Source organism: Nocardioides sp. Z13_37, from assembly GCF_058355585.1.
In genome coordinates, this window is sequence record NZ_JBZGDV010000006.1 from 248,420 (window position 1) to 272,981 (window position 24,562).

The window sequence follows — 24,562 nt, forward strand, 5'->3', positions numbered from 1 at the left end:
TCCCTCATCCCCCGAGCAGCCCGAGGAGGGTCGCCCGGTCGACCGCCTCACCGCGTGAGGTGGCGCCGAGCTTGCGGTAGATGGCGGACACCTCGGAGGCGACGGTGTTGCGCGAGATCTGCAGCCGCTGGGCGATGTCGACGATCCTGAGGTGGGTGGGGAGGTAGTGCAGCACGCGGAGCTCCGCCGGGGTGAGCGGTGCCTCGGGGGCGCCGGCATCGGTCCTCGTCGCCGTCGTGACCGCGCGGAGCTCGCCGACCTGCTGGACCAGGGTCCCCAGCTCGGGCCGGAGCCGGAGGATGTCGTCGATCTCGGCCAGCAGGAGCCGGGCGTCGGCGTGGTCGCCTCGCGTCCAGCACACCTTCGCAAGCTGGAGCCGGCCCCTCGTCGCGAGGCACGGGAGGGCGTACGTCGACGCGGCACGCGCCTCCATGGCGCGAGCGACCTGGCGGTCCGCCTCGAGGAGGTTGCCTCCGTGGACGGCCAGTCGGGCCGCGGCCGCGAAGGGGAGCAGGCTGGTCGCGTAGTCCTCCAGGTGGTGCTGGTCGACGATGCCGAGCGCGAGCCCGACGTGCTCCGCGGCCTCGTCCCAACGCCCGCGGTCCATGTCGATGAGGGCCAGTCCCGACTCGCTGAGCACCACCGCACCCGTGTCGCCCACGGCGAGGCCGACCTCCGTGGCGTCCCGGAGCACGGCCCCGGCGCGCCCGGGTGAGCCCGCGAGCAGGTGCGCCTCAGCGAGGACGCAGAGCGCCGTCGCCCGCCACGGGCTCCGCAGCGGCTCCTGTGCCGCGGTGAGCTCGGCGTCGGCCAGCATCGCCTCGGGGCCCGACGCACACGTCATGGCGCGGAGCATCGACCGCGAGGACGCGAACGACGCGCCGCCGTGGGTCGGGGTCGGGTCGAACGACGCCTCCTCCACGAAGGCGGCCCACCGTTGGGCGACCACCGCCTGCCCCGCCGACGCCGCGACCCACCCCGCCAGCACGGCGAGGGGCGGATAGGCCTCGATGGTGCGCTCGCCGAGCACGCCCAGCCACCGCTGGAGGGTCGAGATCTGCCCCGCGCTGACGGTGGTGAGTGCCAGCTCGGCCACGAGCTGGGCGCACCGCTCGCGCTCCTGGGTGATGAGGAGGTACTCCACGGCCGTCGCCGGTGCGCCGTTCGCCTGGAACCAGTCGGCCGCGCGCACCTGCAGCTTCTCCACCGCCTCCGGGTCGTCGCGGAGCAGCTCGGCCAGCAGGAACTCGCGGAACAGGGGGTGGTAGCGGTACCACTCGCGTCGCCGGTCCAGCGCGACGATGAACGCGTTCGACGCCTCGAGGGTGCGCAACCGGTCCTGGGAGCTCCGCTCCCCCAGCACCGCGTCGCAGAGCGGGCCGTGGAGCCGGTCGAGGACGGCCGTGCGCCGCAGGAAGTCCCGGATCCCGGGGTCGAACCTCCGGAAGACCTCGCGCTGGAGGTAGTCGGCGATGTAGCGGTCGTCCCCGGTGGCCCGCCCGGGCTGGTCCTCCCCCTCCCGCGCGATGAGGGCGGCGAGCTGGATCCCGGCCGGCCAGCCCTCGGTCCGCGCCGCGACGTCGGCCGCCTGCGCCGGGGTGACGTCGACGCGCGCGGTCGCGAAGACCTGCGCCGCGGCGGGCGCGTCGAGGGCGAGGTCGCGAGTGGTGAGCTCGACCGCCTCCCCGGCCGCCCGGAGAGAGGGGAGGTGGGGCTGCTCGTGGCGGCTGGCCGTCACGACCTGCGACCCGGGGGGGACGGCCGACGACAGCACGACACCCAGCAGGTGGTGGCACTCGGGCGACCGGAGCTCGTGCAGGTCGTCGAGCAGGAGGATGAAGGGCACCGGCGAGCGCCTGAACGCCGACGCGATCCGGGCAGCGCCCCGGCCGCGTGCGGCGGCGTCCGGGCCGGTCACCACGGCGGCCAGGCCCGCGTGCTCCGGTACGGCTCGCTCGTAGGCCGAGGCCAGCAGGAAGAGCAGGGCACTCGGGTCGTCGTCGGACCGGTCCAGCGAGAGCCACCCGACCCTCCGGCGGTCCCGGTGGGCCCACTCGACCAGCAGCGTCGACTTCCCGTAGCCGGCGGGCGCGGTGACGCCGACCACGGCGGTGGCCGCGTCACGGACGGAGTCGAGGAGCGCCACCCTGCTGACCATGCCGCTCCGGCGCCTCGGGGGCGACAGCTTGACCGTCACCAGGGTGTCGTCCAGCCCGATCGTCGGCCCTCCTGGCCCGCAGGGCCCTCTCCCCCGACGGGCCCGAGGAGAGGGCTGGCGGAGCGGCGCGACCACTAGTTCTGGGCCAGGATGCTCTGGCCGGTGAGGAGCGGGTAGCTGGAGAGCGTGTCGCCGTCCAGGTCGACCTTGTGCATGTCGACCGCCGTCACCTGGCTGTTCTCGTAGGTCGTGTAGTAGTAGACGCCCGTGTCGGTGTTGCAGCACGAGGAGTAGATCGTGATCTCGTACCTGTCCCCGACCTCGACGCATCCCCGCTGCTGGGCGACGGAGCCGAGGATGTGGAGGAACTGGCTGATGGCCTCGGACTCCGACTCGCCGGAGACCGAGTTCACGGCGGTGAACGCCGCCTTGACGAACCGCGACATCGAGGAGAGGTCACCGGGCAGTCCGATGCCGCCCAGCCCCCGGCTGTAGGCGTCGAAGTGCAGCTTCTTGGAGAAGTGGGTCTCGGGCTGGCTCGGCGACAGGCTCGCGTAGTTGTTGAGGTTGAACATCTGGATGTCGAAGGTCGGGTTGTTGGTGAGCACGCCCAGCGGGTTGTCGTAGACCCGCAACCCGTCCGCGACCGACTCGACCGTGAGCGACTCCTCGCGGTCGGAGACGATCCAGTGCAGCGGTGACAGCGGGAACTGGGGGCTGAACGGGATGTCGACCAGCACCAGCCTGTCCAGCGCCTCCCGGACCTGGGCGACCGTCTCGAACTGCCCCAGGATCCACGGGATGAACTCGAAGGGCGTGATGTTGTCCTTGCCCTGGGTCTCGGGCTTGTAGTCGGCGTTGTCGGGGAAGTTGAGCCCCGCCATGCTCAGCCCCTTCTCGTTGGTGGCGTCGTAGTAGAGCGGGTAGCCGTCGGCCACCGTCGTCATCCCGACGATCGCGTGGTGGGTGCGCAGGTCGTCCACCTTGCGGAACGGCAGCACGAAGTTGCGCGGCGTGATGGTCACCGACTCGTTGTAGGAGAACTCCAGGTCCAGGTTGCGACCGAAGTAGTGGTCCTTGGCGGTGTAGTTGGTCGCAGTGCACACGGTGCTGCCTCCACGTCGTTGTCCGTCTGGGCCGACTGCGAGCGAGGGCGCCCGAATGCGCTCCTCGTGCAGACGTCTCCTTGAAGTTACGAGCCCCGCCCGGGTCCCCGGCAGAGCACTTCGACCCGGGCGGCGGCCGTCGTCCCCTGCCGGTCGACCCGGGTCGCGACCGCCCGCGGGTCGCTCCATGCGCGCGGGCAAAGGGGCGTACGTCACACTCCCCGGGGCGTCGGGCGCACGTCGACAGGCGGTAGCGTGGAGACGTGTCTACCCCCACCCTCGTCAAGGGCGCACGGGCCTCGCGCTCGACGATCGCTCTCAAGCTGTTGATGGCCGGCAGCGGCTTCCTCTTCCTCGGCTTCGTGCTGGCGCACATGTACGGCAACCTCAAGGCGTTCGCCGGACATGAGGCGTTCAACGAGTACGCCCACCACCTCCGCGTGCTCGGTGAGCCGATGCTGCCGCACGAGGGCGCGCTCTGGATCCTGCGCGTGGGCCTCATCGTGGCGCTCGTCGTGCACGTCTACTGCGCCGTCGTCCTGTGGCGTCGCGCCGCGCGTGCCCGCACCACCAAGTACGTCATGAAGAAGGACACCGGCGCCACGCGCGCCAGCCTGATGATGCGCTGGGGCGGGCTCGCGATCCTCGTCTTCCTGGTCTGGCACCTGCTCAACTTCACCATCGGGAAGGTCAACCCGCAGGGCGGGGCCACCAACGACCCCTACCTCCTGATGGTCGACACCTTCGACCTGTGGTGGATGACGCTGATCTACATCGCCGCGATGCTCGCGCTCGGTGCCCACCTGCACCACGGCATCTGGAGCGCCGCGCAGACCCTGGGCTGGACCGGCACCGCGGTCAAGCGCAAGCGCGCCAAGGCCTTCGGCTTCGTGACCGCGCTCGTCATCTCCATCGGCTTCTCACTCGTCCCGCTCGCCGTCCTGGCCGGCATCATCACCAAGTAAAGAGGGGTCACCTCACGTGAGCCACGACAGCCACGACATGGACATGCCCGACACCGTCACCTCGACGGAGGCCTCGGCCAGCGGGTCCTTGGACGGCGACTACGACGACGCCGCCGGCTACTACACCCCCGGTGAGCCGCTCGCCGACACCAAGGCGCCCGACGCCCCGCTCGCCGAGCGCTGGGCGACGCGGAAGTTCGACGCTCGCCTGGTCAACCCGGCCAACCGGCGCAAGCTCTCCATCATCATCGTCGGCACCGGCCTGGCGGGTGCCTCGGCGGCCGCCACGCTCGGCGAGGCCGGCTACAACGTCAAGACGTTCTGCTACCAGGACTCGCCCCGGCGCGCCCACTCCATCGCCGCGCAGGGCGGCATCAACGCGGCGAAGAACTACAAGGAGGACGGCGACTCGGTCCACCGTCTCTTCTACGACACGGTCAAGGGCGGCGACTACCGCTCGCGCGAGTCCAACGTCTACCGCCTGGCCGAGGTGAGCACCAACATCATCGACCAGTGCGTCGCCCAGGGCGTTCCGTTCGCCCGCGAGTACGGCGGCCTGCTCGACAACCGCTCCTTCGGTGGCGTGCAGGTCTCGCGCACCTTCTACGCCCGCGGGCAGACCGGCCAGCAGCTGCTGATCGGCGCCTACCAGGCGCTCGAGCGCCAGATCTCCGCCGGCACCGTCTCGATGTTCACTCGCCACGAGATGCTCGAGCTGATCGTCGTCGACGGCAAGGCCCGCGGCATCATCGCCCGCGACATGGTCACCGGCGAGGTGCAGACCCACCTCGCCGACGTCGTCGTCCTCGCCTCGGGCGGCTACGGCAACGTGTTCTACCTGTCGACCAACGCGATGGGCTCCAACGTCACCGCCGCCTGGCGTGCGCACCGCAAGGGCGCCTACATGGCCAACCCCTGCTACACGCAGATCCACCCGACGTGCATCCCGGTCTCCGGCTCGCACCAGTCCAAGCTGACGCTGATGTCGGAGTCGCTGCGCAACGACGGCCGCATCTGGGTGCCCAAGAACCAGGCCGACTGCGACAAGGACCCGCGTGACATCCCCGAGGAGGACCGCGACTACTACCTGGAGCGGATCTACCCCGCCTTCGGCAACCTGGTCCCCCGCGACATCGCCTCGCGCGCGGCGAAGAACGTCTGCGACGAGGGTCGCGGCGTCGGTCCCGAGGTGGAGGGCGTGCGCCGGGGTGTCTACCTCGACTTCGCCGACGCCATCGACCGCCTCGGCCGCGACGCCGTGGAGTCCAAGTACGGCAACCTGTTCGACATGTACGCCCGGATCACCGGCGAGGACCCGTACTCGACGCCGATGCGGATCTACCCGGCCGTGCACTACGTCATGGGCGGGCTGTGGGTCGACTACGACCTGCAGTCGACGATCCCGGGCCTGTTCGTCACCGGCGAGGCCAACTTCTCCGACCACGGCGCCAACCGCCTCGGCGCCTCGGCGCTGATGCAGGGCCTGGCCGACGGCTACTTCGTCCTGCCGCACACGATCCGCGACTACCTCGCCGACGGCCCGTTCGAGCCCGTCGCCGAGGACCACCCGGCGGTCCTGGAGGCGCGCGAGTCGGTCGAGCAGCGCATCCAGCACTTCCTGTCGGTCAACGGCACCCGCAGCGTCGACTCCTACCACCGCGAGCTCGGCAACATCATGTGGGAGTACTGCGGCATGGAGCGCAACGAGACCGGTCTCAAGAAGGCGATCGACCTCATCCGCGGCCTGCGCGACGACTTCTACCGCAACGTCAAGGTGCTCGGCACCAGCGAGTCGCTCAACCAGTCGCTGGAGAAGGCAGGCCGTGTGGCCGACTTCTTCGAGCTCGGCGAGCTGATGTGCATCGACGCGCTCAACCGGCGCGAGTCGTGCGGCGGCCACTTCCGGGCCGAGTCGCAGACCGAGGACGGCGAGGCCCTGCGCCACGACGACGAGTTCGCCTACGTCGCCGCGTGGGAGTGGGCCGGCCTCGACGAGCGGCCCGTGCTGCACAAGGAGGACCTGGTCTACTCGGCCATCGAGATGAAGCAGCGGAGCTACAAGTGACGCCTGCCTCCGGCACCCGCCCCCTCCCCCGCTTCGCACCCCCGGCCGACGACGCCGCGGGGACCCCGACACCCACGAGGACCCACCGATGAACGTGACGTTGAAGATCTGGCGTCAGCCCGACTCCACCAGCGCCGGCGCGATGCACACCTACGAGCTGTCCGACGTCTCCCCCGACATGTCGTTCCTCGAGATGCTCGACGTGCTCAACGAGCAGCTCAACGACCAGGGCGAGGACCCCATCGCCTTCGACTCCGACTGCCGCGAGGGCATCTGCGGCATGTGCGGGCTGATGATCAACGGCGAGGCGCACGGCCCCGAGGTCACCACGACCTGCCAGCTGCACATGCGCTCGTTCAAGGACGGCGAGACCATCACGATCGAGCCGTGGCGCTCCGACGCCTTCCCGGTGGTGAAGGACCTCGTCGTCGACCGCGGCGCTCTCGACCGGATGATCCAGGCCGGCGGCTACATCTCGGTCAACACCGGCTCGGCCCCCGAAGCCCACTCGGTGCCGGTGCCCAAGGACGACGCCGACCGCGCCTTCAACGTCGCGACGTGCATCGGCTGCGGCGCCTGCGTCGCGGCGTGCCCCAACGGCTCGGCCTCGCTCTTCATGGGCGCCAAGGTGACCCACCTCGGCCTGCTGCCCCAGGGCCAGCCCGAGCGCGACGAGCGCGTGGTCAACATGGTCGCCCAGCACGACCACGAGGGCTTCGGCGGCTGCACCAACATCGGCGAGTGCACCGCGGCGTGCCCCAAGGAGATCCCGCTCGACGTGATCTCCCAGCTCAACAAGGACCTGCGGATGGCGATCAAGCACGGCCACTGACACTCACCGCCGTGCCGAGTCGGCGATCAGTGGCGGCGGCGGACGAGCGCGACCAGCCCGAGCATGGCGCCCGCCCCAGCGGCGAAGGCGGCCTTCGGGGAGGGCGACGGCGCCGCCGAGGGGTACGCCGGGGCGCCGGACCCCGCACCCGCGAGGTCGATCCGCGGCCCCTCGGGCAGCAGCTCGGCCACCTCCTCGGCCTCGCGGCGAGCGCGGGCCTCGCGCGAGGTGTGCGCCCACGAGGCGGCCAGCATGACGACGCGGGAGAAGTAGTTGATCCAGATCAGCAGCACGAGCGCGATGCCGAACACGGCGAACGCCGGCTGGTTCTGCGTGGAGCTGATCAGGAAGGTCGCGGCCTGCTTGAGCACCTCGAAGCCGATCGCGCCCAGGAGCGCGCCGCTCCACATGGAGCGGTCCGGGGTGTCGTGGTCGGCGAGGATCTTGAAGATCGCGAAGAACAGCAGCGTGTTGGCGCCGAGGCCGACCGCGATGGCGAGGACGGTCAGCACCGGGCGCAGGGCGAGGTCGAGGCCGAGCCGGTCGAGGATGTGGCTGGACAGGGCGGTGACGACGCCGGAGACGGCCACGCTGAGCAGCAGCACGACGCCGATGAGCACGAGCGAGACCAGGTCCTTGAGCTTGCCGACCAGGAAGCTGGGCTGTGCGCGCCGCGGCGTCTCGAAGACGATCTGCAGCGCGTCGCGCAGGCCGGAGACCCAGCCCAGCCCTGAGTAGAGGACACCGATCAGGCCGATGCCGGCAGCGGCGCCCGCGCCGTCCTGGAAGGCGTCGATGGAGATCTCGCCCGGTCCCGCCTTGCCCTCGACCACCATCGGCAGCACCGACCGGATCGCCTTGACCATCTGCTCGGTGGCGTCGGAGTAGATGCCGGCGACCCAGCCGACCACGGCGAACGCGAGCGCCAGGATGGGGAAGAACGACAGGAAGCCGAAGAAGGTGACCGCGCCGGCGAGCGCGTTGCCCTTGACCGCGCCGTAGTGCTGGATCATCCGGAAGAGGTGGTCGATGAACGGGCGGCGCTTGCGCACGGCGGCGACGCGCTGCTTGACCGTGTCGACGACGCTCATCGCTCCCCGAGCCGGTAGTGGTGGGTCGGTCGCCAGCCGGCCTGCTCGTCGTGGACGTAGAGGCTGAACTCCTCGACGGCGAACCGGCACTCGAAGCCGGCCAGCTCCTTGTAGGCGATGTCGAGCGTCTCGTCGTCGAGGTGGTGCGCGACGGTGACGTGCGGGTGGTAGGGGAAGTGCAGGTCGACCGCGAGCGGCCCCTGCCGTACGGCGCCCGCGAGCACCTCGCAGCCCGAGATCCCCTCGGCGAGGGTGACGAAGACGACCGGCGAGACCGGGCGGAACGTCCCGGTGCCGCGCAGGTGGATGGTGAACGGGGAGACGGCGGCCGCGACGGCTTCGAGGTGGGCGGTGACGGCGTCGAGGTCGTCGGGGCCCACCTCGGTCGGCGGGACCAGCGTGATGTGCGTGGGGATCTGCGTGGCCGTGGTGTCGCCGACGCTGGTGCGGTAGTCCTGGAGCTCGCTCGCCCAGGGCTCGGGGATCGCGATCGCTACTCCGATGGTGGGCACCCCTGAAACCCTACAGAACCCGATCGCGGCGTCGATCGGCCCCGTGAAAGGATCGGCCGCGTGAGTGAGACCTTCCGCGCCGCCCAGGCACGCAGCGACGCCATCGAGGAGCAGATGGCGAAGGACCCGGCATCGCTGCGCATGCTCACCGGGGACCGTCCGACCGGAGCGCTGCACATCGGTCACTACTTCGGCTCGATCCGCAACCGCCTGCGCCTGCAGGACAGTGGCGCGGAGATCTGGCAGCTCATCGCGGACTACCAGGTGATCACCGACCGCGAGGTGCTCGGCGACATCTCGAGCAACGTGCGCAACCTGCTGGTCGACAACATCGCCGCCGGCCTCGACCCGGAGAAGGCGACGATCTTCACGCACTCCTCGGTGCCGGCCCTCAACCAGCTGATGCTGCCGTTCCTGAGCCTGGTCAGCGTCGCCGAGCTGCAGCGCAACCCCACGGTCAAGGACGAGGCCAAGACGGCCGGCATCACCTCGATCGGCGGCCTCCTGCTCACCTACCCGGTGCACCAGGCCGCGGACATCTTGTTCTGCAAGGCCAACGTCGTGCCCGTCGGCCGCGACCAGCTGCCCCACCTCGAGCAGACCCGCGTCGTCGCGCGCCGCTTCAACGACCGCTACGCCCCGGTGTTCCCCGAGCCCGGCGCGCTGCTCTCCGAGGCACCCCTGATCCTCGGCACCGACGGCACCAAGATGAGCAAGTCCAAGGGCAACGTCGTCGAGCTGCGGATGAGCGCCGACGAGACCGCGAAGAAGCTCAAGGGCGCCAAGACCGACAGCGACCGGGTCATCACCTACGACCCGGAGGCGCGGCCCGAGGTGGCCAACCTGCTCACCCTCATCGGCCTCTGCGAGAACGTCGACCCGGCCGTCGTGGCCGAGGAGATCGGCGACGGGGGCGGCGGTGCCCTCAAGCGTCGCCTGACCGACGCGATCAACACCGAGCTGGCCCCGCTCCGCGCCCGCCGCGCCGAGCTCGAGGCCGACCCGGCCTACCTCGACGAGATCCTGCGTCGCGGCAACGCCCGGGCCAACGAGGTCGCCGACGCGACGCTGGCCGAGGTCAGCGAGGCGATGGGCATGGTCTACGGCTGGGCCTGATGGAGTCCGCTACAGCCCGGGCTGACGTGCGCGTCAGCGCAGGCTGGAGCGGTTCGTGCGTCGACGTGCCGGCGCTGACCCCTCGGGGGCCGGGCTGGGCCGCTCCCCTCAGACCGCCCAGCCGACGTTCTCGGCGAACAGGTCGGCCGCGGGGTAGATCCCTTTCAGCTCCTGGCGTCGCTGCAGCAGGTCGACCACTGCGCTGACGTTGCGGTCGGCCAGCTCACGGCGGCGCTCCACCTCGCGCACGATCTTGTCGTCGTCCATCACGTCCTCCTCGGGAAGATCTCGGGCGGCCTGCCCGCCCTCCATGGATTGGATCGTTCCAAGTGTGCGCTACACAAGAGTTCCGCCCGTGTTAACTCCGTGCAACATCACCGGAAAATGCGTGCATCGCGCTGCGTGCAAGGCGGCGCCGACCACCCCCGGAGGTCGGCGGGATCCCAGGCGGATCTCAGGCGCGTACGGCGTCGCGCTGGCGCACGTGGAGCCGCGCGGAGAGCAGCAGGATCGCCACCCCGGCGATCGACAGCGCCAGGCCGACCAGGGCGGGGGCGCGCAGGCCCCAGCCGCCGGCGATGACGAGACCGCCGAGCCAGGCGCCGAGGGCGTTGGCGATGTTGAGCGAGGCGTGGTTCATCGCGGCGCCCAGGGTCTGCGCGTCGCCGGCCACGTCCATCAGCCGCAGCTGCAGGTTGACCACCAGCACCGAGCCGAGGGTGGTGATGAGGAAGACCACCGGCAGGGCCGCCCAGCCGTGGGGCGCCGCGAGCCAGAAGGCCAGCATGGTCACGGCCATGCCGACGCCGCCGATGATGAGCGAGCGGAAGATCGACCAGTCGGCCATGACCCCGGCGAGAGAGGTGCCCGCGACCATGCCCAGGCCGAAGAACAGCAGGAAGACCGCCACCGACCGCTCCCCCAGGCCGCCGACGTCGGTGACGACCGGGGCGATGTAGGAGTAGACCGCGAACATGCCGCCGAAGCCGACGGCGCCCGCCAGCAGCGTCAGCCACACCTGCGGCACCTTGAACGCGGCGAGCTCGCGCAGCCCGCTGGCCCCGGCGTCGCCGGGGACGGACGGCACGAACCACGCGACGAGGGCGAGGGTGACCACGGCCAGGCCGCCGGCGGCCCAGAAGGCCGCGCGCCAGCCCAGCTCCTGGCCGAGCACCGTCGCCGCGGGCACGCCGATCACGTTGGCGACCGACAGGCCGAGCATCACCAACGAGACCGCTCGGCCCTTGCGCGACGGGCGGGCCATGCTCGCGGCCACCAGCGAGGCGACACCGAAGTAGGCGCCGTGGGGCAGCCCGGCGGCGAAGCGGGCGACCATCAGCTGCTCGTAGGACGTCGCGAGCGCGCTCAGCCCGTTGCCGGCGGCGAAGGCGACCATCAGGGCCACGAGGAGGGCGCGGCGCGGGAGCCGCGCGCCGAGGAAGGCGAGCACCGGCGCCCCGACGACGACCCCGACGGCGTACGCCGAGATGACGTGGCCGCCGGTGGGGATGGAGACGTCGACGCCGCGGGCGATCTGCGGCAGCAGGCCCATCGTCACGAACTCGGTGGTGCCGATGGCGAAGCCGCCCATCGCCAGGGCGAGCACCGCGAGGCCGAAGTGGCGCGCGGTCACCGAGGGGACGTCGGGGTCGCCCGACGACGGATGGTCGGGCAGCTGTGTCGTGTCGGCGGTCGTCGTCATCACCTGGCGCAAGAGCAGGACCCCCGGGGTTTGTTCCCCGGGGGCCCTGCCTGTGACGCGGGTCGCGGTCAGCCCAGCGAGGCGATCGCGTCGTTGAAGGTCGCGGACGGACGCATGACCGCGGCGGCCTTCTCCGGGTCGGGGCGGAAGTAGCCGCCGATGTCGGCGGGCTTGCCCTGGACCGCGAGCAGCTCGTCGACGATCGTCTGCTCGGCCTCGCGCAGGGTGCTGGCGAGCGAGGCGAACGCCGCTGCGAGCTCGGCGTCCTCGGTCTGCTTCGCGAGCTCCTCGGCCCAGTACAGGGCGAGGTAGAAGTGCGAGCCCCGGTTGTCGATCGTGCCGAGCCTGCGCCCGGGCGAGCGGTCCTCGTTGAGGAAGGTCTCGGTGGCCTTGTCGAGGGTGTCGCCGAGGATGCGCGCCCGCGCGTTGTCGTCGTAGCCGGCGAGGTGCTCGAGCGAGGCGGCCAGGGCGAAGAACTCGCCGAGGCTGTCCCAGCGGAGGTAGTCCTCCTTGACCAGCTGCTGCACGTGCTTGGGCGCCGACCCGCCGGCACCGGTCTCGAAGAGGCCGCCGCCGTTCATCAGCGGCACGATCGAGAGCATCTTGGCGCTGGTGCCGAGCTCGAGGATCGGGAACAGGTCGGTGTTGTAGTCGCGCAGCACGTTGCCGGTCACCGAGATGGTGTCCTCGCCGCGGCGGATCCGCTCCAGGGAGTACGTCGTCGCCTCGGCCGGCGCCATGATCTCCAGCGACAGGCCCTCGGTGTCGTGGTCCTTCAGGTACTTCTTCACCAGCGCGATGAGGTTGGCGTCGTGGGCGCGGGTCTCGTCGAGCCAGAACACCGCCGGGGTGTCGCTGGCGCGGGCGCGGGTGACGGCGAGCTTGACCCAGTCGCGGATCGGGGCGTCCTTGGTCTGGCAGGCGCGCCAGATGTCGCCGGCCTCGACGTCGTGCGACATCAGCACCTCGCCGGCGCGATTGCGCACCTCGACCCGGCCGGCGGCCGGGATCTCGAAGGTCTTGTCGTGCGAGCCGTACTCCTCGGCCGCCTTGGCCATCAGCCCGACGTTGGGCACCGAGCCCATGGTCGAGGGGTCGAGGGCGCCGTGGGTGCGGCAGTCGTCGATCGCGGCCTGGTACACGCCGGCGTAGGACGAGTCGGGGATCACCGCGAGGGTGTCCTGCTGCTCGCCGTCGGCGTTCCACATCTGGCCGGAGGTGCGGATCATCGCCGGCATCGAGGCGTCGATGATGACGTCGGAGGGCACGTGCAGGTTGGTGATGCCGCGGTCGGAGTCGACCATCGCGAGCGCCGGGCCCTCGGCCAGGCCCTTCTCGAAGGCCGCCTTGATCTCGGCGCCGTTGTCGAGGGAGTCCAGGCCGGCCAGGATCGCGCCCAGGCCGTCGTTGGCCGACAGCCCGGCGGCGGCCAGCTCCTCGCCGTACTGGGCGAAGACGTCGGCGAAGTAGGCGCGGACCACGTGGCCGAAGATGATCGGGTCGGAGACCTTCATCATCGTGGCCTTGAGGTGGGCGGAGAAGAGCACGCCGTCGGCCTTGGCCCGCGCGACCTGCTCCTCGAGGAACTCGTCGAGGCGGGCGGCGCTCAGGAAGGTCGCGTCGACGACCTCGCCCTCGAGGACCTTCAGGTCGTCCTTGAGCACCGTCTCCTGGCCGTCGGTGCCGACGTGGACGATCGACAGCGTGTCATCGGCCGGCATCACCACGGACTTCTCGTTGGTGCGGAAGTCGTCGTGGCCCATGGTCGCGACCGAGGTCTTGGAGTCGCTGCTCCATGCGCCCATCGAGTGGGGGTGCGTGCGGGCGTAGTTCTTCACCGACGCCGGCGCCCGGCGGTCGGAGTTGCCCTCGCGGAGCACCGGGTTGACCGCGGAGCCCTTGACCTTGTCGTAGCGCGCGCGTACCTCGCGCTCCTCGTCGGTCTGCGGGTTCTCGGGGTAGTCGGGCAGGTCGTAGCCCTGCGACTGCAGCTCGGCGATGGTCGCCTTGAGCTGCGGGAGGGACGCCGAGATGTTGGGCAGCTTGATGATGTTGGCCTCGGGCCGGGTGGCCAGCTCGCCGAGCTCGGCGAGGTCGTCGGCGAGGCGCTGCTCGTCCGTGAGCCGGTCGGGGAACTGGGCGATCACGCGACCCGCCAGCGAGATGTCACGGGTCTCGACGTCCACACCGGCGGTCTTCGCGTAGGCGGCGATGATCGGGAGGAACGAGTACGTCGCCAGCAGGGGCGCCTCGTCGGTATGGGTGTAGATGATCTTGGCCATGGGTACGACAGCTCCTGTAGATCGCGATCTGATCCGGGCATAACTCTTGACGTCAAGATACCTGACGTCGCACACGCCTGGCGACTCGCCTACCCTCGCACCCCCGTCCCGACGCCGCTAGGCTCGACGTGGCCTACGAGGGGTACGGCCACCCTGACTTGGAGGACGAGCTGATGAGCGACACCGTCGAAGCCACACCGACCACCGGACAGAAGTTCACCGCGGAGGTGATGGGCACGTTCGTGCTCGTCTTCTTCGGCTGCGGTGCTGCCGTCTACACCGGCGGCGACATCGTCGCCACCGGCCTGACGTTCGGTCTCACCGTCGTGGTCATGTCCTACGCCGTCGGGCGCGTCTCCGGCGGTCACTTCAACCCGGCCGTGACGCTCGGCGCGGTCCTCGGCGGTCGCCTGCCGTGGAACCAGGTCGGCCTCTACATGGCCGCCCAGCTCCTCGGCGGCCTCCTGGCCGGCGCGGTGCTCTTCGCGCTGGGCCACGGCTTCGACGGCTTCGTCGCCGAGGGCAACATGGGCCAGAACTTCTTCGGCGACCAGGGATCCGGCTTCGCCTGGTGGGCCGCCCTGCTGCTCGAGGTGCTGCTGACCGCGGTCTTCCTGTGGGTCATCCTGGGCGTCACCGACGAGCGCAACGAGGTCAACGTCGCGCTCGGCCCGCTCGCGATCGGCCTCACGCTGTCGATGATCCACTTCGTCGCGATCCCCCTGACCGGCACCTCGGTCAACCCGGCCCGCTCCATCGGCGTCGGCGTCTTCGCCGGCATGGACGCGGTCGCCCAGCTCTGGCTGTTCGTCCTCGCCCCGCTGCTCGGTGCGGCGATCGCCGGCCTGACCTACCCCCTGCTCTTCGGCCAGGGCGCCGCCCCGGTCGCGGGCTCCGGCCTCAACTTCAGCGGCGGCCGCAAGGACCAGAACGTCCCGGGCAACTACGAGGCGCAGTGGAACCAGGGCCAGCAGGGTGGCTGGGGCCAGCCCGGTGCCGCCTGGGGCGCTCCCCCGCAGCAGCAGTGGGGCCAGCCCGACCCCTACCAGCAGCCGCAGCAGCAGCAGCCCGACCCGGCCTACGGCGCTCCGCAGGCCGCTCCGCAGCAGCCCGGCCAGTGGGGCCAGCCCGCGCCGCAGCAGCAGCCCGGCCAGCCGTCCCAGCCGGGCCAGTGGGGCACCCCGGCCCCCCAGCAGCAGCCGGGCCAGGGCACCCCGGGCGCTCCGGGCGCTCCGGGCGCTCCGGGTCAGGGCGCTCCGGGTCACTGGGGCAACCCCGACGGCGACGACGACGGCCGCACCCAGGTCCGCCGCCCAGACTGACGGCCCCGAACAGGTCCGAGTCAGTCGGCCGGCTCGGCGCTCCAGCCGTCGTCGAGGTCCACCAGCCCCACGAGGCCGGCACCCTTCTCGTACACCGTGCGGGTCGTGGTGCCGGCCTCGTCGCGCAGCTGCACGAGGGTGGCCGACTGGTCCTCGATGGTCCTGCTCGCGCGCGGCAGCCCGGGCACGTCGTAGCTGAGCCACCCGTCGCCGAGCCGCGGGTCGGCCGGCATCGCGAGCCCGGCCTCCGCGCCGTCCTCGCCGGCGCGCCAGTCCCCGGTGTCGCCGTCGGCGCCGACGAGCCAGACGTTGCCCGCCGCGTCCTGCGCGTAGAGGCGGGTCTCCACGCTCGTCGTGCGACCGGAGCCGTCGGCGAGGTCGGTCGTGGCCCGCACGGCCGTGGCGTCGAGCCCGGCGACCGGGACGGTGGGCTCGAGCACCTCGACCTCGATCGTGCCGAGGTCACGGGCGCCGTCGCTCACGTCGTAGGTCCGTCGCGAGCCCGGCTCGAGGGCGAGCCACGGGTTGTCCACGGTGTCGACGAAGTCGGCGGGCTCGGGGCTCGGCGTCGGGACGACGAGGCCGTTGATGCCCGGGGAGTCGTAGGGCGCGGGCTGGCCCACGCCGCCGCAGCCGGCGAGCGCGAGCGCCAGGCCGGCCGTCAGCGCCGCCGTCGCCCGCGCGCGCCGCACGGCTCGTGGCCCCCTCGTCATGGGCGCCAGCATGCCAGCCTCCGACCAGCGGACAGCGCGCGGCCGGGGCGCTGCTAGCGTCAGCGGGACAGACCTCACCGACCTCATCTCGCGAGGAGAAGACCACCGTGACCTCCGCTGAACCTCTCAAGGTCGCCGTCACCGGCGCCGCCGGCCAGATCGGCTACAGCCTGCTGTTCCGCCTCGCCAGCGGCGCGCTGGCCGCGGACCGCCCGATCGAGCTGCGACTGCTCGAGATCGAGCCCGCCCTCAAGGCGCTCGAGGGCGTCGTCATGGAGCTGGACGACTGCGCCTTCCCGCTGCTCTCCGGCGTCGAGATCGGCGCGGACGCCGAGAAGATCTTCGACGGCGTCAACCTCGCGCTGCTCGTCGGCGCGCGTCCCCGCGGCCCGGGCATGGAGCGCGGCGACCTGCTCTCCGCCAACGGCGCGATCTTCACCGCGCAGGGCAAGGCCCTCAACGCCGTGGCCGCCGACGACGTCCGCATCGGCGTGACCGGCAACCCGGCCAACACCAACGCGCTGATCGCGATGACCAACGCCCCCGACATCCCGCGCGAGCGGTTCTCGGCGCTGACCCGCCTCGACCACAACCGGGCGATCAGCCAGCTCGCGGCCAAGACCGGCGCCAAGGTCACCGACATCACGAAGATGACGATCTGGGGCAACCACTCCGCGACCCAGTACCCCGACCTCTTCCACGCCGAGGTCAAGGGCCAGAGCGCCGCCGAGCTCGTCGGCGACCAGGCCTGGCTGGAGAACGACTTCATCCCGACCGTCGCCAAGCGCGGTGCGGCGATCATCGACGCCCGCGGCTCGTCCTCGGCCGCCTCGGCCGCCTCGGCGACCATCGACGCGGCGCGCGACTGGCTGTTCGGCTCCGCGGCCGACGACTGGGTGTCGATGGCGGTCGTCTCGAGCGGCGAGTACGGCGTCCCCGAGGGCCTCATCTCGTCCTTCCCGGTCACCACCTCCGGTGGCGACTGGTCGATCGTCGAGGGCCTCGAGATCGACGACTTCTCCCGCGCGCGCATCGACGCCTCGACCGCCGAGCTCGACGACGAGCGCAAGGCCGTCACGGAGCTGGGCCTGATCTGAGGAGTGGGCGCGTCCTGACCGCAGATCCACGTCGAGTCGGCGCATCCTGACCGCAACGACGCCGAGCCGGCGCCCGTGTTCCCGATCGAGGGGCACGAGCGCCGGCTCGCGGCGTCTCAGAAGCCGGGCTGGTCCGGGATGGAGCCGGCGAGGAAGATCAACGACCCGCCGAGGACGACGAGGACGACCGCGTCCAGCACCTTGTGCCGCACGGCCAGCATCCCGGCGTCGCGCCGGCGCAGCACGAGGCGTACGACGGCCGCGGCGATCAGCGCGCCGCCCATCAGCCGGATGCCGGTGCGCCACTCGTCGAGCACGACGACGACCATCGCCACCGTCACGACGGCCAGGACGAGCAGGTAGAACGCTCCCCCGATCGTCGAGGGGTAGCGGCGCGGCTCGTCGGGGTCCTGCGGGGACGGCTCCGCGGAGACCGGTGGCACCGACTCGGGCGGATCGACGGACGGCTCAGGAGTGTCGGGGTCGGGCATGTCAGGACCGGACGGACTTCTCGGCGATCTCGACGATGTTGGTGAGCAGCATCGCGCGCGTCATCGGCCCGACGCCCTTGGGGTTGGGCGAGACCCAGCCGGCGACGTCCCACACGTCGGGGGCCACGTCGCCGGTGACCTTGCCGTCGACCCGCGAGACGCCGACGTCGAGGACCGCCGCCCCCGGCCGCACCATGTCGGCGGTGATGATGCCCGGCACGCCCGCGGCGGCGACGACGATGTCGGCCCGCCGCACGTGGGAGGCGAGGTCGCGGGTGCCGGTGTGGCACAGGGTGACCGTGGCGTTCTCGGAACGACGGGTCAGCAGCAGGCCGAGGGGCCGGCCCACGGTGATGCCGCGGCCGACGACGACGACCGCGGCGCCCGCGATCTCGACGCCGTGGCGGCGCAGCAGCTCGATGGCGCCGACCGGGGTGCACGGCAGCGGACCCGCCTCGCCGAGCACGAGCTTGCCGAGGTTGACCGGGTGCAGCCCGTCGACGTCCTTGGCGGGGTCGACGCGCGACAGCAGGGCGAACTCGTCGAGCCCGGTGGGCTGCTGGACGATGAAGCCGGTGCAGGCCTCGTCGGCGTTGAGGTCGTCGATGACGGCCTCCACCTCGGCCTGGGTGGCGCCGGCGGGGAGGTCGCGCCGGATCGAGGTGATGCCGATCTCCGCGCAGTCCTTGTGCTTGGCGCCGACGTACCAGTGCGAGCCGGGGTCGTCGCCGACCAGCACGGTGCCGAGCCCGGGGACCACCCCCTGCTCGCGGAGTGCGGCGACTCGCTGCGCGAGCTCGGCCTTGATGGTCCGCAGCGTGGCTGCGCCGTCCAGGGTCTGTGCCGTCACGCGGGTCAGTCTAGGGATCGGCTCGCTCACACCCCGACCGGCGCCCCGATCCGGACCAGGTGCCGCTCCGCGGCCCGGGCCGCCGGGTGCGCGACAGCGGCTGCGGTGATGCCGATGACGGCGATGACCGCCCAGCCCGCCGTGCCGACCGTGAGGGCGAGCCAGGTGTAGAGGGCCGGGAAGACGATCGGCTCGACCTGGTAGCCCAGGCCCCAGATGCCCTGGTAGTCGCCGAGCCGGCGGTGGTCGGAGAGCTCGCTGGTGAAGCACCAGTCGGCCGCGGACTGCCAGAGCTCGGCGCCGGTGATGGTGACGTGGCCGATCCAGATCAGCACGATCGAGACCCAGCCGACCGTCTCGTGGGTCCAGGCGAGGAGCCCGCACGAGACGAGGAAGGCATAGCCCGACCACCGCGCCGCCCGCAGCGATCCGTCGACGGAGTCGGCCACCCGGCTCGCCCGCACCTGCAGGGCGACCGCGAGGACGGTGTTGGTGCCGAACAGCCAGGCCAGGAGCGTCGGCGGCGCGTCGGTGCGCTCGACCAGCCACAGCGGCACGACGACGTTGAGCAGCACCTGGTTGGAGGAGAGCACCCCGTTGCACACGCTGAGCACGACGAACCCGGTGTTGCGCCAGGCCGGCGGCGCCGTGACCGGCGTGCCGTCGTCCTGCACGACCGGGGCGGGGAGCGTGACCACCGGGAGCACGGACAGGATGAGCACTGCATTGAGGACCAGCAGCCCGCCGGTGACGAGGGGGATGAGGCGTACGGCGTCGAGGCCGACACCGAGCGCCACGCCGCTCGCGCCGGCGCCCAGGGTGTAGCCGACGTTGCGCGCGGCGCGCATGTAGGCCAGCGCCCGCACGCGCACCGCGCGCGGGAAGACGGCGATCCGATAGACGTTGCGCGCGTTGCGGCCCGCGGTCTCGACGACGGCGAGCACCGTCAGCATCGCCACGAAGGTCGCCATGCCGCCGATCAGCGGCCACGCGAAGTAGAGCGCGGCCTCCACGGCGCTCGCCAGCGCCCACAGCGGCTTGGCGCCGACGCGGTCCGCGAGCCGGCCCATCGGGAGCTGCAGGACGAGGGTCACGCCCGCGGCGATCGACATCCCGAGCCCGACCTGCGCTCCGCTCAGGCCGACGATCTGGGTGAAGTAGACGGCGGTGCCGGTGAGGAACGTGCCGGTGGCGAACGCGGAGAGCACGCACTGCCAGACCAGGTCCCGCTCGAGCTTCGTCGGCGGGAGGACCCGCTGCCACCACCGCACGTCGTCACCCCCGCCGCCCATTGTCTTGACGCCAAGATAACGTCGTCGAGCGGTGCGCGCGCGGCATTTTCCGTGCCGCGGCACCCCCTCCGCGCACCGCCCAGGGGCGGTCAGTGGAAGAAGTGCCGAGCCCCGGTGAGGTACATCGTCACGCCCGCCGCCTCGCACGCCGCGACCACCTCGGCGTCGCGCACCGAGCCGCCGGGCTGGACGATCGCCCGCACCCCGGCGTCGATGAGGATCTGCGGGCCGTCGGCGAACGGGAAGAACGCGTCGGAGGCCGCGACGGCCGACGCGGCCCGCTCCCCCGCCCGCTCGACCGCGAGCCGGCAGGAGTCGACGCGGTTGACCTGGCCCATCCCGACGCCGACCGAGGCGCCGCCGGAGGCGAGCAGGATCGCGTTGGACTTCACCGCCCGGCAGGCGCGCCAGGCGAAGGCCAGGTCGGCGAGCACCTCGTCGGAGGCGGCCTCGCCGGTCGCCAGGGTCCAGGTCGAGGGGTCGTCGCCCTCGGCGGAGAGCACGTCGCGCTCCTGCACCAGCAGCCCGCCGGAGATCGAGCGCAGGTCGGTGCCGCCGCGCGTGAGCGGCGGGCACTCCAGGATCCGGATGTTCTTCTTGGCCTGCAGCGCCTCGATGGCGCCGTCCTCGTAGCCGGGCGCCACGACGACCTCGGTGAAGATCTCGGCCACCTGCTGCGCCATCGCGACGGAGACCGGCACGTTGGTGGCGATCACGCCGCCGAAGGCGCTGACCGGGTCGCACTCGTGCGCCTTGCGGTGGGCGGTGGCGACGTCGTCGGCGACCGCGATGCCGCAGGGGTTGGCGTGCTTGATGATCGCCACGGCCGGCTCATCGAAGTCGTAGGCCGCCCGGCGGGCCGCGTCGGCGTCGACGTAGTTGTTGTAGGACATCTCCTTGCCGTGGTGCTGCGTGGCCTGGGCGAGGCCGGGGCCGTCGGGCAGGAAGCCGTTGCCGTAGAGCGCGGCGGACTGGTGCGGGTTCTCGCCGTAGCGGAGCACCGCCTCCTTGGTCCACGTCGCGCCCATCCACGCCGGGAAGCCGGTGCCGTCGCTGGTGTCGGTGAGCACGTTGCCCATCCACGACGCCACGTGGACGTCGTAGGTGGCGGTGTGGACGAACGCCTCCGCGGCGAGGCCGCGGCGCTCGGCCAGCGTGAAGCCGCCGGCCGCGACGGCGGCGAGCACGGCGTCGTACGCCGCGGGCGAGGTGACGATGGCGACGCTGGGGTGGTTCTTGGCGGCGGCGCGCACCATCGAGGGCCCGCCGATGTCGATCTGCTCGACGCACTCCTCCATGCCCGCACCCGAGGCGACAGTCTCGGTGAAGGGGTAGAGGTTGCTCACGACGAGGTCGAACGGCTCGACGCCGAGCTCCTCGAGCTGCGCGACGTGGGAGTCGAGGCGGCGGTCGGCCAGGATGCCGGCGTGCACGCGCGGGTGCAGGGTCTTGACGCGACCGTCGAGGCACTCGGGGAAGCCGGTGAGGTCCTCCACGCGGGTGACCGGCAGGCCCAGGGAGTCGATGAGCGCGGCCGAGCCGCCGGTGGAGACGAGCTCGACGCCGGCGTCGTGCAGCCCACGCACCAGCTCGTCGAGGCCGGTCTTGTCGTAGACGGACACGAGGGCGCGGCGGATCGGGACGCGGTGCTCGGCGGTGGGGGACACGGGACTCCTCGGGTGGGCAACGAGTCGGGGGCACCCAGGCGTTCGATGCTCCCCAGCGTCACTCCCTGGTGGTGACCCACCTGCGCCAGTCGTGTGGCTGCAGACTACCGAGCCGGCGCGCCGATGCGAACCCGGCGGCCCTCGACGGTCATCCCGTCGCGGGCGATGCGGCCCACGGCGTCGACGAGCATGGCGCGCTCGGCGGTCTTGATCCGCTCGTGCAGCGACTCGACGTCGTCGTCGTCGGCCACCTCGACGGGCACCTGCGCGACGATCGGGCCGGTGTCGATGCCGCCGTCGACCACGAACAGGGTCGCCCCGGTCACCTTGACGCCGTGCTCGAGCGCGTCGCGCGGGCCGTGCATCCCCGGGAACGCCGGGCACAGCGCCGGGTGGGTGTTGACGGTGACGAACCGGTCGAGGAACTCGGTGGACAGCAGCTTCATGAACCCCGCGGAGACCACCAGGTCGGGCTCGAAGCGCTCCACCACCGTCGCCAGCGACGCGTCCCAGCCCTCGCGGGTCTCGAAGTCCGACACCTTGCGCACGAAGGTGGGGATGCCGGCGCGATCGGCGCGGGCCAGACCCTCGATGTCGTCGCGGTCGGCGCCGACGGCGACCACCCGGGCGCCGTACGCCGGATCGGCGCAGGCGTCGATCAGGGCCTGCAGGTTGGTGCCGGACCCCGAGACGAGGACGACGAGGCGGGCGGGCTGCTGCACGCGGGCGAGTCTAGGCGCGGTGGGAGGGGCCGGCGCCCTCGCCCGCCCTCCGGTCGCGCACCAGGCGCCCGGCGACGAGCGCGGCGATCGCCGTGGTCACCGGCACCGCGGCGATGATGCCGAGCCCGCCGACCAGGCCGCGCACCACCTCCTGGGCGACGACCTCCTGGCTGACCGCGACGCCGAAGGGCATCGACAGCGCCGAGAACACCAGCATCAGCGGGAGCGTGGCGCCGACGTAGGCCAGCACCAGCGTGTTGACGGTGGAGGCGACGTGCGAGCGCCCGATGCGCATCGCCCGGGTGAAGAGCGAGCGGGTGGTGGCGTCGGGGTCGACGTCGGCGAGCTCCCAGACGGCCCAGGTCTGGGTGACGGTGACGTCGTCGAGCACGCCGAGGGCGCCGATCACCAGCCCGGCCAGCAGCAGGCCGCGCAGGTCGACCTGTGCGGCGATGCCGGAGATGTACTGGCTGCCCTCGTCGACCAGGCCGGTGAAGTGGCCGAGCCGGGTGAAGACCCAGCCGATGCCGCCGATCACCACCAGCGACACCAGGGTGCCGAGCATCGCGACGGTCGAGCGCACGTCGAAGCCGTGGGAGAGGTAGAGCGTGACCAGCATGATCGCGGCGGCGGACGTCACGGCGACGAGCAGCGGCGAGGCGCCCTCCATGATCGCGGGCAGGGTGAACACGGCGATGAGGACGAGGGAGTACGCCAGGCTGGCGAGCGCACCGATCCCGCGCCAGCGCGACAGCGCCAGGACGCCGACGGCGAAGAGGATCGTCAGCACCAGCAGCGGCGGGCCGCGGTCGAAGTCCTGGAAGGCGTACTGCTCGCCGTCGGGCGCCTGCTCGGTGAACGAGACGATGATCCGGTCGCCCGCGACCACGTCGGGGGCCTGCGGGCCGTAGGGCAGCAGCGCCTCCGCGGTGCCGGGCGCACCGGGCCCGCTGAGCAGCTCGACCTCGGCGAGGCGGCAGCCCTCCACCTCCGTGCCGCCGTCGCGCGGCGGGCAGGGGCCGACCTCGCTCACCTTGGCGGTGCCGCGCTCGACGTCGACGCCCGGCTGGTCGATCTGCAGGTCGCCATCGGGCCACAGCACGACCAGCCCGACCAGCGTCGCCAGCACGAGCGGCCCCACGACCAGGCCGATCAGCATCGCCAGCCGGCGCGGCAGCGGGCCCAGGGCCGGGCGCGTGCCGTGGCTGTGTCCAGCCCCCACGCTCAGTCCTCGCCGGCGGGTGCGGGCACCTGCGGCACGGCGCGGGCGGCGCGCCAGGCCAGCCACGACAGCACGGACGCACCGGCCAACGCGCCGATCCCGCACGCGGTGACTGAGTGCACCAGGACGTCACGGGTGAACGGGCCGACGAACCGCATGCGGCCCGGCCCGGCTGCCCCGCCGGACAGCGAGGCGAGCAGGGCGAAGCCGATCCCGGCCGCCAGCCCGCCTCCGCAGGCGGCGAGCGCGATCCGGTCCCACGTCAGCACGCGCCCGCGCAAGGTGCGGTGGGCCGACCAGGCCGCGACCAGCGCCGGCAGCGCCATGAGCGCGCCGACCCAGCCGGCGGGCGTGCCGACGGCAGGCAGCGCGGCGAGCAGCGGCACGACGGGGAGCGGGCCGAGGACCACTGCGCCGGGCGAGACCACGGTGGCGCCGCCCACCGCGAAGCCGGGGCCGAGCAGCCAGGACCCGGTGAAGAGGGCGGCGTTGGGCGCGAACGCGGCGTTGACGAGCCCGTAGAGCCCGGCCTCGGCGGGGCTCTGGTGCAGCCGCGAGGTCATCGTGGCGGCGTCGTCGAAGGAGAGGGCCAGCGCGACGAGGAAGACGAGCGCGGAGAGGGCGAGCAGGCGGGCCAGCACGGCGCCGGCCACGGCGGCGCCGGCCCGGACCGAGACCGGCAGGAACGCCGCCCAGATCGCCGCCCGGCCCGAGCCGATCGCGATGGCGGGCGCCGCGACGAACGCCGTCAGGAGCAGGCTCCAGCCGAGCACCCGCGGCAGGGACGGGTCGGCGGTGGTGCCGGCGGCGAGGGTCGCGACCACGACGGCCACGACCGCGTAGGCCGAGAAGAACAGGGCGATCGCGGTGGGCACGGTGACGTCGCGCTCGCCGTCGGAGATGCGGTCGGCGTCGGGACCGTGGCCGGAGACCGCGTCGCCGACGCGGTGGCCGAGGCGCCACATCGACCAGGCGGCGATCGCCGTGACGCCGAGCGGGACGATCGTGATGCGCGCGCCCATGACCGTGACGCCGGAGCCGTGCCCGGCCAGCCAGGCGAGGGCCCCCACCCGCATGCCGTCGCGCGGGGCTCCGTGGATGCCGGCGTCGCTGGCGAACCAGCCGATGATGCCGATCGCGAGCAGCACCACGAGCGGTCCGAGGGCGGCGAGGGCACCGCCGAACGTGGCGATGAGCACGAGCGGACGCGGCCGCGGAGCCTCGGTCCGGGAGCGCTCGGGGCGGGTCAGGAGCGACGTCATGGCCGCCCCATCATCACCCGCCCCCCGCGGCAGATCGCGCTCCCACGCCGCCCTCCGCCGGGACCGGCGGGACGGATGTGCGCCGTGTGCACGCC

The 24,562-nt window shown here is 72.1% G+C and carries 21 protein-coding genes and 1 riboswitch; of the genes, 6 read left to right on the top strand and 15 right to left on the bottom strand.

Annotated features, from left to right (window positions below; translation table 11 throughout):
- Nucleotides 1-4 precede the first annotated feature (4 nt).
- Together AC4H2S_RS15610 and bsh are read right to left on the bottom strand one after the other, a co-directional pair.
- Nucleotides 5-2,197, bottom strand: coding sequence for a helix-turn-helix transcriptional regulator (locus AC4H2S_RS15610; protein WP_491497892.1), 2,193 nt, complete (start codon nt 2,195-2,197; stop codon nt 5-7).
- 95 nt (nt 2,198-2,292) lie between these two features.
- A complete protein-coding gene (bsh, locus tag AC4H2S_RS15615) occupies nt 2,293-3,264 on the bottom strand; it encodes a choloylglycine hydrolase (protein WP_491497893.1) in 972 nt (323 codons plus the stop codon).
- Between the two features lie 263 nt (nt 3,265-3,527).
- Between bsh and AC4H2S_RS15620 the strand changes: the two genes are divergently transcribed.
- The 3 genes from AC4H2S_RS15620 (at nt 3,528) to AC4H2S_RS15630 (ending at nt 7,126) form a co-directional block, all read left to right on the top strand.
- Nucleotides 3,528-4,229, top strand: a complete 702-nt coding sequence (locus AC4H2S_RS15620; RefSeq protein ID WP_491497894.1) for a succinate dehydrogenase cytochrome b subunit — start codon at nt 3,528-3,530, stop codon at nt 4,227-4,229.
- A gap of 43 nt (nt 4,230-4,272) precedes the next feature.
- A complete protein-coding gene (locus AC4H2S_RS15625; RefSeq protein WP_491497946.1) occupies nt 4,273-6,294 on the top strand; it encodes a fumarate reductase/succinate dehydrogenase flavoprotein subunit in 2,022 nt (673 codons plus the stop codon).
- An 88-nt stretch (nt 6,295-6,382) separates the two neighbouring features.
- Entirely contained in the window at nt 6,383-7,126 is a 744-nt protein-coding gene (locus AC4H2S_RS15630) for a succinate dehydrogenase/fumarate reductase iron-sulfur subunit (RefSeq protein WP_491497895.1), read from the top strand.
- Between the two features lie 26 nt (nt 7,127-7,152).
- On the opposite strand, the gene AC4H2S_RS15635 is transcribed toward AC4H2S_RS15630, so the two are convergent.
- Both AC4H2S_RS15635 and AC4H2S_RS15640 read right to left on the bottom strand, forming a co-directional pair.
- On the bottom strand, nt 7,153-8,217 hold the full coding sequence (locus AC4H2S_RS15635) for a YihY/virulence factor BrkB family protein (protein ID WP_491497896.1): 1,065 nt from the start codon (nt 8,215-8,217) through the stop codon (nt 7,153-7,155).
- Nucleotides 8,214-8,729, bottom strand: coding sequence for a 2'-5' RNA ligase family protein (locus AC4H2S_RS15640; RefSeq protein WP_491497897.1), 516 nt, complete (start codon nt 8,727-8,729; stop codon nt 8,214-8,216). Before AC4H2S_RS15640 ends, AC4H2S_RS15635 begins: the two co-directional genes overlap by 4 nt.
- A 51-nt stretch (nt 8,730-8,780) precedes the next feature.
- On the opposite strand from AC4H2S_RS15640, the gene trpS reads away from it, so the two are divergent.
- Complete coding sequence (gene trpS, locus AC4H2S_RS15645; RefSeq protein WP_491497947.1) at nt 8,781-9,845, top strand: tryptophan--tRNA ligase; 1,065 nt, start codon at nt 8,781-8,783, stop codon at nt 9,843-9,845.
- Between the two features lie 108 nt (nt 9,846-9,953).
- Here the strand turns inward: trpS and AC4H2S_RS15650 are convergent, their stop codons facing one another.
- The 3 genes from AC4H2S_RS15650 to AC4H2S_RS15660 form a co-directional block, all read right to left on the bottom strand.
- Nucleotides 9,954-10,157, bottom strand: a complete 204-nt coding sequence (locus tag AC4H2S_RS15650; RefSeq protein ID WP_491497898.1) for a hypothetical protein — start codon at nt 10,155-10,157, stop codon at nt 9,954-9,956.
- 142 nt (nt 10,158-10,299) lie between these two features.
- Complete coding sequence (locus AC4H2S_RS15655; RefSeq protein WP_491497899.1) at nt 10,300-11,547, bottom strand: MFS transporter; 1,248 nt, start codon at nt 11,545-11,547, stop codon at nt 10,300-10,302.
- 68 nt (nt 11,548-11,615) lie between these two features.
- The gene (locus AC4H2S_RS15660) at nt 11,616-13,829 is read right to left on the bottom strand and encodes an NADP-dependent isocitrate dehydrogenase (protein WP_491497900.1); all 2,214 of its coding nucleotides are present in this window, start codon (nt 13,827-13,829) and stop codon (nt 11,616-11,618) included.
- Between the two features lie 173 nt (nt 13,830-14,002).
- Between AC4H2S_RS15660 and AC4H2S_RS15665 the strand changes: the two genes are divergently transcribed.
- The gene (locus tag AC4H2S_RS15665; protein WP_491497901.1) at nt 14,003-15,151 is read left to right on the top strand and encodes an aquaporin; all 1,149 of its coding nucleotides are present in this window, start codon (nt 14,003-14,005) and stop codon (nt 15,149-15,151) included.
- Nucleotides 15,152-15,171: 20 nt separating this feature from the next.
- Here the strand turns inward: AC4H2S_RS15665 and AC4H2S_RS15670 are convergent, their stop codons facing one another.
- Entirely contained in the window at nt 15,172-15,864 is a 693-nt protein-coding gene (locus AC4H2S_RS15670; protein ID WP_491497902.1) for a hypothetical protein, read from the bottom strand.
- Between the two features lie 107 nt (nt 15,865-15,971).
- On the opposite strand from AC4H2S_RS15670, the gene AC4H2S_RS15675 reads away from it, so the two are divergent.
- Nucleotides 15,972-16,961: a malate dehydrogenase gene (locus AC4H2S_RS15675; protein ID WP_491497903.1), complete on the top strand. Its 990-nt coding sequence runs from the start codon at nt 15,972-15,974 to the stop codon at nt 16,959-16,961.
- Nucleotides 16,962-17,077: 116 nt separating this feature from the next.
- Here the strand turns inward: AC4H2S_RS15675 and AC4H2S_RS15680 are convergent, their stop codons facing one another.
- The 7 genes from AC4H2S_RS15680 to AC4H2S_RS15710 form a co-directional block, all read right to left on the bottom strand.
- A complete protein-coding gene (locus AC4H2S_RS15680) occupies nt 17,078-17,452 on the bottom strand; it encodes a DUF3017 domain-containing protein (protein ID WP_491497904.1) in 375 nt (124 codons plus the stop codon).
- A 1-nt stretch (nt 17,453) separates the two neighbouring features.
- The gene (locus AC4H2S_RS15685; protein WP_491497905.1) at nt 17,454-18,302 is read right to left on the bottom strand and encodes a bifunctional methylenetetrahydrofolate dehydrogenase/methenyltetrahydrofolate cyclohydrolase; all 849 of its coding nucleotides are present in this window, start codon (nt 18,300-18,302) and stop codon (nt 17,454-17,456) included.
- A gap of 26 nt (nt 18,303-18,328) precedes the next feature.
- Nucleotides 18,329-19,594, bottom strand: coding sequence for an MFS transporter (locus tag AC4H2S_RS15690; RefSeq protein ID WP_491497906.1), 1,266 nt, complete (start codon nt 19,592-19,594; stop codon nt 18,329-18,331).
- A gap of 89 nt (nt 19,595-19,683) precedes the next feature.
- The gene (gene purH / locus AC4H2S_RS15695) at nt 19,684-21,261 is read right to left on the bottom strand and encodes a bifunctional phosphoribosylaminoimidazolecarboxamide formyltransferase/IMP cyclohydrolase (RefSeq protein ID WP_491497907.1); all 1,578 of its coding nucleotides are present in this window, start codon (nt 21,259-21,261) and stop codon (nt 19,684-19,686) included.
- A 25-nt stretch (nt 21,262-21,286) separates the two neighbouring features.
- Nucleotides 21,287-21,364, bottom strand: a riboswitch (ZMP/ZTP riboswitch).
- A 1-nt stretch (nt 21,365) separates the two neighbouring features.
- Nucleotides 21,366-21,983, bottom strand: coding sequence for a phosphoribosylglycinamide formyltransferase (gene purN / locus AC4H2S_RS15700; RefSeq protein ID WP_491497908.1), 618 nt, complete (start codon nt 21,981-21,983; stop codon nt 21,366-21,368).
- A 10-nt stretch (nt 21,984-21,993) separates the two neighbouring features.
- Nucleotides 21,994-23,205, bottom strand: coding sequence for a YibE/F family protein (locus AC4H2S_RS15705; protein WP_491497909.1), 1,212 nt, complete (start codon nt 23,203-23,205; stop codon nt 21,994-21,996).
- Between the two features lie 2 nt (nt 23,206-23,207).
- Complete coding sequence (locus AC4H2S_RS15710) at nt 23,208-24,467, bottom strand: cell division protein PerM (RefSeq protein WP_491497910.1); 1,260 nt, start codon at nt 24,465-24,467, stop codon at nt 23,208-23,210.
- Between the last annotated feature and the right edge of the window lie 95 nt (nt 24,468-24,562).